At 72.1% G+C, this 13802-nt stretch carries 4 protein-coding genes; 1 reads left to right on the forward strand and 3 read right to left on the reverse strand.

Annotated elements, in window-relative coordinates:
• Positions 1-5 precede the first annotated feature (5 nt).
• Together ACIG5F_RS09585 and ACIG5F_RS09590 are read right to left on the reverse strand one after the other, a co-directional pair.
• On the reverse strand, positions 6-5342 hold the full coding sequence (locus tag ACIG5F_RS09585) for a hypothetical protein (protein ID WP_396517031.1): 5337 nt from the start codon (positions 5340-5342) through the stop codon (positions 6-8).
• 31 nt (positions 5343-5373) lie between these two features.
• Positions 5374-12555, reverse strand: coding sequence for a SpvB/TcaC N-terminal domain-containing protein (locus ACIG5F_RS09590; RefSeq protein WP_396517032.1), 7182 nt, complete (start codon positions 12553-12555; stop codon positions 5374-5376).
• A 231-nt stretch (positions 12556-12786) separates the two neighbouring features.
• Here ACIG5F_RS09590 and ACIG5F_RS09595 point away from each other — a divergent pair, with 231 nt between their 5' ends.
• Positions 12787-13371: a hypothetical protein gene (locus ACIG5F_RS09595; protein WP_396517033.1), complete on the forward strand. Its 585-nt coding sequence runs from the start codon at positions 12787-12789 to the stop codon at positions 13369-13371.
• Positions 13372-13378: 7 nt separating this feature from the next.
• Here the strand turns inward: ACIG5F_RS09595 and ACIG5F_RS09600 are convergent, their stop codons facing one another.
• Positions 13379-13774 (reverse strand): hypothetical protein, encoded by a 396-nt coding sequence (locus tag ACIG5F_RS09600; RefSeq protein WP_396517034.1) that lies wholly within the window; start codon positions 13772-13774, stop codon positions 13379-13381.
• Positions 13775-13802: the final 28 nt, after the last annotated feature.

Consider the following 13802-nt stretch of genomic DNA (forward strand, 5'->3'; position numbering starts at 1 on the left):
TCCGGTCATTGCTCCCACGCGGGGGACTGGCCGGTCCAGCTGACGACCAGGAGAACGTCGTCGAGGCCGCCGGAGCCGAACAGGACCGCGGCGTCGGCGCCGAAGGAGAGCTGCCAGTCCCCGGCCGGATCGGCGCCGCACAGCGCGCCCCATGCGGCGGCGTTGCCGCGTCGGATGCTGGCGATTCCGTTGGTGGCGGTGGCATCGCCGCCGGCCGCGCCGCGCCGCAGCGTCACCACCGTGTCGGGCGCCGGGTCGTCGCCGGCCAGCCGCACCGCGAGGGACGCGGTGGCGAGATTCTCGATGCCGGCCGGGAAATCGTTGTCCCGCAGGGTGATGGTGACCGAGCGGGCGCCGTTGGCTGGCGGGTTGTTCAGGTCGTACCACTGGTCCGGGAAGTCGCGGGCCAGGCTGAACACGCAGTCCGCGCCGCGGTCCCGCTCGGCGTTGAGCCGGGTGGTCACTTGGTCCCGGTAGCCGTCGTCGTGCAGGGCGGTGTAGTCGATGGTGATCAGCACGTCGACGATGGAGGAGAAGTCGAACGGGTTGGCCGCCGGGGGCAGTCGCAGCTCCCACGTCGTGTCCACACCGCTGGACTCGAACGGCAGCACCATGTCCGACTGGACGTCCAGGTCGAAGACGCCGCTGGCGCCCACCGGCGAGGTCAACGCGACGACACCGGGATCGTGGCGGATCGTGACGTCCTCGAACGCGCCGTCCTGTCCGGTCGTGACCCGGGAGATGCCGTTGGAGTAGAGCGTCGCCCGGATTCCCCGGTCCGGCGGCACCAGCGCCACCAGGCTGGTGCGCACCTGGCGGATCATCCGCAGGTAGTGGCCGGGGAAGTCCCGGTCGAACAGGGCCATCGGGGTGGCGAAGGCCAGCGTCCCGGTGCGGCGGAACTCCAGGAACTCCACCGGCATCAGCCGCGCCAGCGAGAACGTCTGGGACAGGTTGAGCCGTCGCCGCTCGGAGCTGAACGCGTACTGGTCGAGGCGGGCCAGGTCCTCGCTCAGCTGCTCCGCGCCGCTCAGGCCCCGGCGGTCGACCGCCGCGCCGCCGTTGGCGGCCGGCGTCTCCCAGTAGTCGTTGCGGATCAGGGCCTGCGCCGGCTCCGCGCGTTCGAACGCCAGCTGGGCCTGGGCCAGCCGGGCCGTGGCGGTGGCCTGCTGGAGGAAGTAGCGGTAGACCCCGCCGAGCGTGTAGCTCAGCCACAGGTACAGGTCGGCGTTGGTGAACTGGTTGCTGAGAAACGTCAGCGTCGCGAGCGCCTGGTCGTGCTGGAGCGAGGCGATGGCCGCCTCCTGGGCCGCGATGGTCACCTGGTCGTCGGCCACGTCGACCTGGGCGTCGGCGACCAGCGCCTCCTGCTGGGCGGCGGTCTGCTGCAACCGCCACTCGGCCTTGCGCTGCTCGATGCCGGCGTGCAGCTGGTTGGCCTGGACCTGCGCCTCGATGTCGTTCTGCTCGAGCGTGAGGACGCCCTTGGCCGCGGTGGCCGCCATGATCCCGGCGGAGAACCCCGTTGAGGCGCCGAAGGTCGTGACGGCGTCCCACAGGCTGGTCGCCTTGGACGCCGCCTGGAGGATGCCGATCGTGGTGTCGGCCACCGCGATGCCGTCCTTGATGTCGCGCATCCGCGAGTACTCGTGCAGCAGGGACTGCTCGTAGGCGTTCGGGGGCGCGTCGATGGCCTCGCCGTAGGCCGTGACCATGGTGTTGGCCTTGGTGCGCTGGGCGATCGCGGCCGTCACCGCGTCGTTGGCCTCCTTCACCCGGCTCGCCGCCAGACCCATCTGCGCCGCGCTCAGGTCGATGCCCTTGAGCGCGTCGAACAGGCGCAGGTTCCGGTCGTCGTACTTCTCCAGCGCGGCAAGGTAACCGGCCTCCATCTGGGCGGCCTGACCGGCCAGCTGCCTGGCCCGTTCGAGCAGCGACTTGAACCGGAACGGGGTCGGCTGGCTCACCGTCACCCTGGTGGCCAGGCCCTGCGTGCGGGGCATGCCGGCGACGTTGCGGCCCTGCCGCAGCTTGGTCAGCTGCACGGCGATCCGGGTCCGCAGGGTCGCCAGCTCCGGGATCGGCAGCGCCGGCTCGCCGAAGTTGAGCGGCGGCTGCGGCTGGAGCTTGGCCGCGCCGAGCAGGCGCCGGGCGGTGATGTAGAGCGTGCGGGCGTTGGCCACCGACTCGTCGGTCTCCCGGGCGAACTCGACGTCGGCGTACTCGATGTGGCAGCGGATCAGGCACAGCAGCAGGTATCGGGTGTACGGGGTGGACCGCGGCGTCGTCACGTCGTCGGCGAGCGCGAACGGGTCCAGCCGCGGCCGGGTCGTCCAGCCCGGGCGGAAGGTCAGGTCGGGCCGCAGCGAGGTCTCGGTGTTGACCCGATTGAAGATCGACTTGGGGGTGTCGACGTCGTACGGGTAGAGGATCCAGTACCAGTCGAGCGCGGTCTGGTAGTCCCCGGCCGACTGCAGGCGCTGGGCCAGCAGCAGCGGCGCCAGCCAGAAGATCTCCCGGTTCGCGGCATCCGACCGCGACGCCGAGGTCGAGGCCACCCGGAGCGCCTCCTGGTGGGCGGCCGTCCGGCCGTTCGGGTCGAGATAGGTGACGCCGGTCAGCCCGACCGCCTGGAGGTAGGCGTTTCCCTCCCGGGTGGCGTCGCCGGCCCCGAACGGTCCGGAGCCGCGGATGTTGGCGCGCAACGTGTCCAGCGGCATCGGCTGCCCGGCGACGACCGACGCCGCCGACGCCCTCGGCAGCGCCGGGTCCAGTTGCCGTTCCGGGAACAGGAAAGCCGTGGTCGCCGCCTGCCAGCTGCCCAGCTCGCCCAGCCAGACCCAGGCCGCGGTGAACGCCGACGGGTCGGTGATCGACCACGCGAAGGCGGGATGGGTCGAGGTCAGCTCACCGGATCTCTTGGCCAGCAACAGGGACTGCACGCTTTCGATGGCCTGTCGGATGCGCGTGGTGCGCAGGTTCCCGCCGGCGAGCATGTCGACGAACAACCGCGCCGACATCTCCTCCCCGATGTCGCCGGTGGTGCTCGGGGCCAGGTCGGCCAGCAGCGCGTCGCGCAGCATCGGCAGCGCCGCCTGCTCGGCCGCCGCCACCGCCTGCGCGCCGGCGGTGAGCAGGTCCTGACGTTGCGCGATCCGGCCCCGCAGCACGCTTTGCCACGCACTGCGGGCCCGCGCGTCGAAACGGTACACAGTGGACTGCGGCGCGGTGTCGGCGAGCACGAAGAAGTCGGGCGAGAGCACGTAGGCCGTCTCCTGGGCGCGCCAGGCCGGGTACATCGACGGTTTGCGCGCGGCCGTGAGGATCGCGTTGGCGTCGGCCCATTCGGACTGGGTGGCCGCGCCCACGGCCACGATCCGGCCCAGCCCCACCAGGAACACGAAGCCGCCGCGGGTCAGCCCGGCCGCCGCCAGCGCCGCGCTGATGTCGACGCCGTGCTGGTCCTTGGCCGCCAGGTCGTTGAGGTCGACACCGGGCAGCGCGAGCGCCAGCATCGCCGCGAGCCCGGCCGCCGGCGTCGGGGCCGCGACCCTGGCCTTCTCCAGGCTGTTGGCGACACTCTTGAGCTGGCCGGCGCGCTGGGTCAGCAGCAGGCGGACCGGGTCGCCCTTCGGGCCGGGGACCACGTCGGCCGGGCCGATCAGGTCGGGGTCCAACAGCACCGGGAACCGCCGCGGCGGGTCGGGATGCTGGTCCTCGTCGGCCCAGGTCAGGGTCTGCGCCGCCAGCTGCCAGGTGCGCAGCAGCGGGACGGTGGGCGCGCGCAGCGGGTCGGCCCCGGTGCTGTTGGGCAGGCCGAACACGGTCTCCAGCGCCGCTTCGCTGAGCTTGGCGCCGTCCAGGGTCAGCTGGTCCAGCTCGTCGGGCGTCTTCGCCGACAACCGGATGCCCAGCCGGTCGGCCAGCGCCTGCCGGTCGGCCGTGCCGGCTCCCCGGATCTGCCGGAGCTGGCCGTAGGTCGTGCCGTAGGAGGCCAGCAGGGACGCGTAGGCCGCGTCGCGGTAGCTGGATTCCAGGGCAGCGCCCGGATCGGTCACCGTGTGCGTGGCCGCGATGTAGGCCCGCAGCAGCTCGATCGGGACCCGCAGCTGGTTGATCTCCTGACCGCCCCGGTCGGCCGCCGCGGACAGGGGCTGGCTGAGCCGGTCGATCGGCTGGCCGAGCGCGGCGAGCAGGGTGGCGGTGTCCAACTGGGGCCGCGGCGTGCCGGGCAGGGTCACCTGCTCCTGGGCGAAGGACAGCAGCGCGGCCAGGTACTGCCGCTCGTTCAGCCGTTCGTCCAAAGTGGACGGCACATAGGAGCTGATGACGTTGACCGACAAGGTCTCCGGCGCGGCCGGCGGCGTGACGTTGCCGGCCTGGTCGGTCGCCCACAGGTAGATCGTGTGCGCGCCGAAGCCGGTCATCGGCACGTCGGCGGTCCACCCGGTGAAGTCGCCGGCCGCCCGGGGCACCGCCGTGGTCCTGGCTCCGGTCGGGGTCAGCGCCCAGGCCACCGTCGCCGGGGCCCCGACCATGCCCGACTGGTTGTCCCCGGCGCTGCCGCGCAGGTGCGCCGTCGCCGCCCCGTTGACATCGCCGATGATCTTGGCCGCCGGCGGCGGGTCGTCCACGTGCAGGTGCGGCGGCGCGATGTCGCGGCCGGTCACCGTGACCGTCTTGGTCGAGGTGAGGTTGTCCCGGTCGGCCACCGTCACGGCGATGGTCCGCGCCCCCAGCGGCATCGGCCCGAGCGGCATCCCCAGGACCTGGTAGGAGGTGCTGGAGATCCACTCAGCCGAATAGGCCAGCCCGTCCCGGGAAACGCTGACCAGCACCGGGAAGTACACGTCGGCCGGGAGCGTGATCTGCACGTCGACCAGCCCGCCGCCCTCGTTCAGCTGCACCACCGCGCCCGCTGCCGGCGCCGTCACGGTGAACGCCGGCGCCACCGGCGCGGTGACGTGCACCGTCACCGGATCGGACTGGATCGCCTCCCCGCTGGTGGTTCGGGCCGAAGCCGTCAGGGTGTGGTCGCCCGGGGTCGGGAACGTGACGGTCGAGCCCGTGAACACCTCCACGCCGTCCCGGGTGAAGAAGATCTCCCCGGTGTAGGTGACGGCGGGTTCGTCGTTCCAGCTGTCGTCCCCAGGGATGTAGCGCCACACCACGCCCGGATCCGTGGACACCGCGCGCGACATCGACACCGGGAACCCGGCCAGCACCCGCCCCGTCGGCGCCGACACCGACACGCTCGGCGGCCGGTTCGGCGCCGGCTGCCGGCTGGTCGACGGCAGCACCGGCGCCTGCTCGCCGTTCACTGACAAGTCCTTGGTAGTCATGGTGATTCCCTTCGACCGAATGGGTTTCCCGCTAGAGCAGGCAGAGCAGGGCCATGCCGCCAACGAACGCGATCTCCTTGAGGGTGTCCTTCCAGTCGGTCTTCTCGATGATCTGGGTCGTCTGCGCGCCGGCATAGGCGCCGACCGCCTGCCCGGCCGCCTGGAAGGCTGGTTCGCACGGTCCGCACAGCAGGGCCCCGCCGGCCCCGAACACCGTCCCGCCGGCCGTGCCGCCGATGGTCGCGCCCAGGAAGTTCGTGGTCGCGTCGACCGCCTGGCCCGTGGTCCTGGCCGTGCCCATCTGGTAGGCGTAGGCCGCGTAGCCGCCGTACTCCAGTGCCTTCGCGGCGTTCTCGGCGGTGGCGAGCCGGCGGATCATGCCCGGACCCTCGGTCGCCGGCGGGGGAGCGACCCGACCGGCGCCCGGCGCCGCCGGGACGACCGGCGCCGCGGTCGACGTGCCGGCCGGCGAGCGCAGGACATAGCCCTGCCCCGGCACGTTGTCGAAGCCCATGATGCCGAGCGCGGTGCGGACGCGGGACGCCGCGCCGCCCTGGTCGGTCTTGATGATCTCCCAGATGTGGCTGTTGACGGCTTCCTTCAGCTTCGTCGGCGTCATCGAGTTCGGATCACGGATCTTGCCGACCGCCTGGTCGAAGATCTCCCGCATCTCGCTGACCTCGTCGAAGTAGCGGGTGATCAACACGTGCGGGTCGGTGGCCACCGACACCGGGGCCCGGGCGCTGACCCGGGGCTGCTGGCTCTGGCCGAGGTACTTGGTCCGGCGATTGGTCATGGCGTCGAGGAACTGGCGGTTGGTGACGTCGAGGGCGCGGGCCCGGGCCACGGTCGTCGAGATTCCGGGCTGTCCCACCGGATCGGGCTCGTCGATGTCCAGGGTGAACGCCACCTCGCGCATGCCCTTCGCGCCGTGCGCGCTGAACTGGTCGCCGTCGCCGCCGAGATTCCCGCCCTTCGAGTCGTTGTCCTCCATCCCGTTCTTGTCCACGCCGGTGAGGGGATTGCCCCGCACATACCGGTAGAGGTTGGGTCCGTCGACCGCGCCGAGCGGGTCGCAGCTCGTCCAGCGCCCGGTCCACGGTGCGTAGTGCCGGACCCCGTGCTGGCTCAGACCGCTTTCCTCGTCGCGTTCCTGGCCGGTGAAGCGGTAGCGCTTCCGGGTGTAGCTGCCGAAGCTGGTCTCGCCGTAGGGCGTGTACTCCTCGCGGTTGACCAGGGCGCCGGTGTCGTCGACGACGGCGGTGCTGCTGCCGAGGTGGTCGGCGAGATGGAAGGCCGTGGCGGGGCCACGGTCGTCGGGATGGGCGACGCCGATCCGGAGGAGGGCGACCCGGCGGTGGTCGTCCATGACGTGCACATGGTTGTTCTGGCCGCCCGACCAGCGGTGGTGCTCGAACACCGAGCCGATGTAGTGGGTGACCTCGACGGCCCCGCCCTGGCGGCGCACGAGTTTCTTGACCCGCTGGCCGGAGGCGTCGTAGAGGTAGTGCGCGTGGACGGAGGGCTCGGCGCCGGCGGTCTGGGTGGCGAAGGTGGACAGCTGGTCGCCGTGGTTCCAGGTGAAGTGCCGAGTGGTGGTCTCGGCGGTGAGATTTCCGTTGGCGTCGAAGGAATAGCCGTACGGCGTGGTGCCGATGGTCATACGTGTCAACCGATTGCTGCCGGGGTCTACGGTGAACTCCCGGGTGAACCCGCCGGCGGCGGTGTGCGCCAGACGAAGGACGCTGCCGACGGCGTCGTAGCGGTAGGCCTCGGCATACGGCTGGGACCTGGTGACGTCCACGCCACGCGGAAGGTCGGTCCACGGGTCGCCGGTCGCCGGCGCCTGGAATTCCCGGCCGGTGGCGGAAAGCAGACGATAGACGGGGTCGTAGGTGAACCGGCGGTCCAACGCGTCGCCGCTCGCGAGCAGGGCGCGCAGGCGAGGATCGACGACGGCCAGGGCATCGGGGTTGTTGGGGATGCCGCTGCCCGGCGCGCGGTCGTGGATGGCCAGGACGTTGCCGACGAGGTCGTGGTCGTAGCCGCAGTCCTGCATCACCGGACCCGACACCCGGTACGTCGCCGCGTCGGCGGCGGTGTAGCGCTCGGTCCGCAGCCGGGCCAACCGGAACGTCTTCGGATCGTAGGCGTAGCGGGTCAGCACACCGTTGCCGTAGGCGATGAGCGCCCGCTGTCCCTTGGCGTCGTAGGCGATGCGCTGCACCCGAACCGTGCCGTCGATCTGGATCCTTTCCAGCGCACCGGCTCTGCTGTACGAGGGGTACACCACGTGGCGGACGCCGGCGGTGTCGGCGGGCAGGAATGTCCGCTTGACCCGGTTGAGGGCGTCGTACTGGCTGGACGTGACGTAGCCGCCCGGTTCGAGCAGCTCGGCGTCGCGCTGGGCCTGGGTCTGGCCGGGCCGTGGCGTCCAGTCGACGCGGAACGGCGCGACCGACCAGCCGCCGGCGGCCGCCTGGTCGTAGGTGGCCAGGACGGGCGCGTCGGCGATCACCCGACGAGTGCCCTGCGCCACGTTTCCCTTGAAGTCGACCGAATCGATGCTGGCGAAGCCGGCCTCGTCCCGTTGGAAGACCGGCACACCGAGCAGGTTGCGGCCGCGGGCGCCGTCCCGTTCGACCGGACGCTGGTCGGGGGAGCCGGCATCCCCGTAGCCGATGCGCCGGCGCAGCGTCACCGGTCCGGCGGCGTCGTCCCGGGCCCAGGTCGCGCTCGGCCGGTGCAGCAGGTCGAACGACGCGAGGACGAGAGCCCCTTTGCTGTCACGGCTTTCCACGACGGCTCCGGCCGCGTTGGGCACGCCGCCGCGGCGGCCGGCGTCGATGCTGTCCACCCGCCACCGGCGCTGAAGGAGGTCGAACGAGTTGCGCAACGCCTCTCGGCCGAGTGCGTCGGTGATGGCCAGCAGACTGCCCTGGATGTCGTACGTGGACCGGGTGACGAGCCGGTCCGTGGCCGCGGGGCCGGTGCGGGACACGGCCGTCACGGTGCGGCCGAGGGCGTCGATCTCGGTGCTGGACGGTGTGTTCCAGTGATCGCGGTAGGAGCCGGCGATGTCGGGGTGGGTGCGCCCGGCGTTGTCGTTGGCGTCGTAGGTGTAGGACTCCCATGGCGTGGGCGCGAAAGCGTCGGGATCGGCGAGGTCGGCCGGGATGCCGTAGATGACCCGCTGCTCGCTGCCGTCAGGGTTCACGGTCCGCACGACCTGCCCACGCGGGTCGTGGAACACGACCGCCTGCTGACCGAGTTGGGCGTCGCCGGGCTGGGCGTAGTCGTAGCCGGTGGCGAAGAAGGGCTCGTACTTGCGCACCACGCGGCCCTTGTTGTCGTAGACCTGCCAGCCGGAGACGACCACGTTGTCCGGGCTGCCGGCGCTTCGCGTGCGCCCCACGGTGTCCCCGACCGCCGCGAGCTGGTCGACGGGGATCACGCCGCCGCCGAAGGTCGGATCGCCGAACTGGAGGTCCTCGGCCTGCGCACGGGTCTGCACCACCCGGCCGAATCCGTCGGAGTGCTCCACCGAGACGATCACGTCGTCCCGGCGCGCGGCGTCGACATCGGGCTCGGTGTCGTGGTGTTCGCGCCGGACGGTGCGGACCGACGCCGGGACACCGCGGTCGGCGAAGGCCCGGAGGTCGTAGGTCATGCTCACGCCGGGAAGATCGCGATCACCACCGCCGGCCTTGTCCCTGGCGAACCGGGCGGTGACCAATCCCAAGGGGGAGTACACAACCGCGGTGGTGTTGCCGTTCGGGTCGGTGATCTCGCGGGGGCGCAGCACCCGGTAGTCGTGGACCGCGGTCGTGGTCAGGCCCACCGCGTCGACGGTCCGGACCGGCAGCAGGTCGTGCACATCGTAGTCCACTGTGGACTGAGCGCCGAGCGGATCGAGGGTGGCGACCGGAAGTCCCCGTGGCGCCCGGCCAGCCATCTGCACGTCGTAGCGATGCCGGCTCGACACGATGTAGTAGCCGCCCGGCGATCCAGGAACGGCGTCGGCCGGGTAGTGCCGGTAGCCGGCCTGAGCCGGCAGCGCGGCACGGAATTCCGTCGGATACTCGGCGGACCAGGTCACCGGGCCGTCGGCCAGGTAGGGCGGGCGGGACCCGATCTGGTCGAGGAACTCGTCGGTGAAGGCCAGCGATTCGCTTCGCATCGGCAGCCCGAACTCGCCGAGCACGCCGAGCGGCAGCCCGGTGAACGCGTCGCCGTCGTAGTAGGTGCGGGAGTGGCCGATCACCCGCGTCGACACCCCCGTCCCGGTGAGGATCGCGTCGCGAAGGTCGGCAACCGCGAGGCGGCCGTCGTTGATCACCTCACGGCTGGTGGTGCGGGCGATCCGGTCGACCAGGTAGTGGCCGTCGTCGTCGCGCTGGGCGTACTCGCTGGTCGAGCAGGTCGCCAGGTACGGCTGGGCCGCCGGGGCGGCGGCCAGCGGGTCCCGGCCGCGGGGCACGGCGATGTCGATCTTCCCCGTCGGGCAGCCGTAGGCGTCGTGGCCGATGGTGAAGGCGAATCGGGTCATCGGCTCGTCGCCGCGTTCCCACTGCGTGGTCCGGCTGCCGACGGCGAACGGGAAGAAGATGGGTTCCCGCGGGGTGTCCGACGGCGATTCCTCACGGACACCGCTGACCGTCTCGGTCACGGTGTACGGCCGCTGCTCGCGGTCCGAGCCGTCCAGGGCGTACAACTCCGTGCGCAGCAACTGCCCGCGCAGGGTCCGCAGCGCCGCCCGACGCGCGGCCCGAGGCAGAGTGGCCAGCAGCACGGTCTGCTCCGGCGGCCGGGACAGCTTCGGCGGGTCGAGGCGGGAGTACTCGTGCCGCAGGTCCAGTTCGGTCCAGTCGCCCGCCTCGACGGCCGCGACCGGGCCCGGGTGGAACCAGCTCTTCGTGAGGGTGGGCGGCGAGTGGTGCGCCGACGGCCCGTCCGACGGGAAGAGCTCGGTGTCGAGTTGCTCGACCATCGCGAAGCCCCGGAACTCCCGCTCCACGCCGTCCCAGTAGCCGTGGTGATAGCGGTACTGCGTGGTCAGCCGGCCGCCCGAGATCGCGTCGGCCACCTCCACCCGGGACACGACGTGCACCGGGAACGGCAGTGTGGTGCGCCATCGGGTCGACGGATCGGCCTGGTCCCGCTGATACTCCTGTGTGGACGGACGGTAGGCCACCCTGGTGCCGGCCCCTAGGTGATTGTCCATCGCCGTCAGCAGATGGGGTTTCACCCCGCCGGTGAAGTCCAGGAACCGCAGGTGCGGGCCGCCCGCGTCGGCGGCGGCCCGGCTGAACAGCAGGCCGGCCATCCCGGTCCCGTGCAGGTCGGACAGCCGCAGCGCGTCGGTGTCGGCCACCCGCGGCGTGCCAGGGACGGTGATCGGCCGTGCGGTCCAGGCGTTGCCGGACTGGTTGCCCCACAACAACACCCGCCCGTTGTCGACGTAGACCAGGTCGGCCGCGCCGTCGCCGTCGACGTCGCCGAGCAGCACGCGGCGGGGGTCGTAGCCGTCGGGCAGCCGCGGCGATCGACGCATCGTCACCGGTGTGCCCCACCGGCCGTGGCCCAGATTCGGCCAGTAGGCGATGTTCCCGTTGCGCAGCAACACGATGTCCTGCATGCCGTCGCCGGTCATGTCGGCCAGCCGCACCCGGGAGTCGGCCAGATCGATCCGGGGCGCGTCGCCGGCGCCGACAGCGGTGCGCCGCCAGGCCATCCGCGGATCCGCATCGTTGAACCAACACTCCAACCGGCTGCCCGACCGCAGCACGTCGGCCAGCCCGTCGCCGTCCAGGTCGACCAGCCTGACGGCGGGGTCGGACAGCGAGACCGACGGCGACTGCCGGTAGGACCGGAACGACCGGCGGCTCCACCCGGACGCGAACGTCGTCGGGAAGAATCCGGCCGTCACGCCGGTGGCCCGACCGGGCCTGGCGGCCGTGGACACGACCAGATCGACGCGACCGTCGCCGTCGGCGTCCATGAGCCGCACGCCGGGATCGGCGAGCGGGAACGGCGGCGCCTCGTCCATGCGGCGCGGGAGGGCGAACCGGCCATTGCCGGTGTTGCGCCAAACCCGTTGCGTGGCGCCGAGTTCGACCAGGTCGGGCCGGCCGGCGCCGTGCAGGTCGACCAGGGTGAGCGACGGATCGGTCAGCGCCGCCGTCGGCAGGCCCGGCCCGGTGACGACCTCGAACCGGCGGCCGGCCGGATCGAAGGCCGAGTAGCCGAAGGTCAACGGGGGCAGCTGCTCCTGCTGGCCCTGGTCGTCGACCGCGACCACGTCGACCTGGGTCAGCAGCGACACCCCGGTGAATTCGGCCTGCTGGTAGCCGAACCGGTACTCGCGGACGGTCCGGGCCACGCCGTCGGCCGCGTGCGTGCTGACCCTGATCGCGCGGCACCGCAGCGAGGTCCGCACCTCGAAGCCGGCGCGGTGGCCCGAGCACGGGTCCGGCCGCGGCTCGTAGTCGAAGTCCAGCTGGACCAGGAACGACGGCGCGGCGCGATCGCCGTAGTCGGCGTAGGAGATGCGGGCGATCAGTGGCTGGTCCCACTCGCGCCCGGCTTCGCGGCCCTGGTCGCGCAGGTACTCGTGCCGGATCAGGTTGCCCAGCGCGTCCCTGGTCTCGGTCACCCGCCAGCCGAACACCCTGGTCCGGTCGCCCGGGTCGGCGACCACCGCCGGATCGCGCCACGTCGCGTCCGCGCCGTCCGGCCGGGGCGTGCCGTACCGGGTGAGCAGGCCGTTGCGGTCGCGGACCTCCCAGTAGTTCCCGGAAGCGTCCTGGACGTGCTCGATCCGGGCGAACAGGCCCTCGGTCCGCGGCCGGTGCCGGACCCGCCCCGGGTAGCTGCCCGCGACCGGCACCAGGTCCTCGGCGCCGGACAGCACGAAGACGTCGGCGGTGTCGACGTACCGAGGTATCCCGCGCGACGTCCGGCGGGACACCCCCGGCAGGCTCAGCTGCCAGCCCTGGCCGAACGGGCCGTTCCCGTTGCCGGTGCTGTACCCCAGGGACAGGGCCGGCTGCAGCCCGGACCGGCCGGGCGGCACCGTGATCGGCACCGAGAAGTTCCCCGTGCCGGTGAACAGGTCGGCGGAGAACTTCTCGCCCAGCCCGCTCACCGCGCCGCCGCCCTTCGGCAGCGAGATCGCCGCGCCCTCGACGGCGGCATCCGTTCCCATGCCCATGTGCCGACCCCACGTTCTTCCGGTGACACGGAACTCAGCGGACCGGCGGCATACCCCCACATGGCCGCCGGTCCGCCTCCGCGACTATCGCCCAGGCGGTCGACAATCCGTCGACAGTCCGTCGACGACCGGGGCCACGGTCGCCAGCGCGTTCACCGTGTCTCAAGATGCGACATCCGGCCGGCCCGTGCCGACCTAGCCTGGACGTCCGAGCCCAGGCAGGAGCGCCTCATGAGCACCGAGCCGAGTCCCCCCTCCACCGTGCGCCGGATCGCCGGCCCCGCCGCCTCGCACCTGGCCGACCTCGTCGCCGTCTTCGACGACCTCCAGACCGTGCTGCGCTGCTGCGAACGGCTGGTCGCCGAGCTCGTCGCCGAGGCCCCCGAGGCCGTGGTGCTCGAGGGTGTCTGGACCACCGCCACCCTCTCCTACACCCGCTGCTTCGCCGCCGACCGGCTCACCGACGAGGACGTCAGCGGGCTGGCCCTCAAGGGTGAGGTCCTCGAATGGCACAAGCTCCTACGCCGCCTGCGGGAGCACTACGCCTCCGACACCCTCAACCCCCGCGCCCGCTTCGACGTCGGGGCCGCTGAGGGCCCCGACGGCCTGGTCGCCGGCATCGCCATCACCTCCGTCGACCAGGCCGTCCTCGACGACGTCACCGTCCGCCAGACCGGGGCCCTGGCCTACGAGCTCACCCGCCTCGTCGACCGCCGCATCAACGACCAGCAGCACCGGGTCCTCACCGCCGCCCGCGCCCTCCCGCCCGCCGACCTCGCCACCCTCCCCGTCATCGACCTGGCCGCCCCGCACTGACCCCCGCTCAGCGGCACACCGAATACAGGCTCGCGGCGATCGGTTCCTCGAGCGCCAGGGTCAGCTCGTCCACCTGCTCCGGCGTGAACACGACGACGATCTGCTGGTCGGCGGGCAGGAGCAGGTAGAGCTCCATCGGCAGGCGGGCGGCGCGGGGGTTGATCCACCACTGGTGCGGGTGCACGCCGAGCAGCCAGTCGCCGTACCGGGGGTGGCGGCAGGGGACGCCGAGGCTGTCGCCCTCGCGCAGGGCCTCGGCGAGGTCGGCGATGTGCTGGCCCCGCACGACCACGGTGAACGGCGGGGTGGTGGCGAGGCTGACGGCGATGCGCCGAGGGCCGGGGCGCCGGATGGTGGTGACGACGGGGGTGCCGTCGGTGAGCCGGCCGGGAACCGTGAACATTGTTGCCCCTCAAAGGGTTTCGAATGCC

Source organism: Kutzneria sp. NPDC052558, from assembly GCF_044547355.1.
GTDB lineage: Bacteria > Actinomycetota > Actinomycetes > Mycobacteriales > Pseudonocardiaceae > Kutzneria.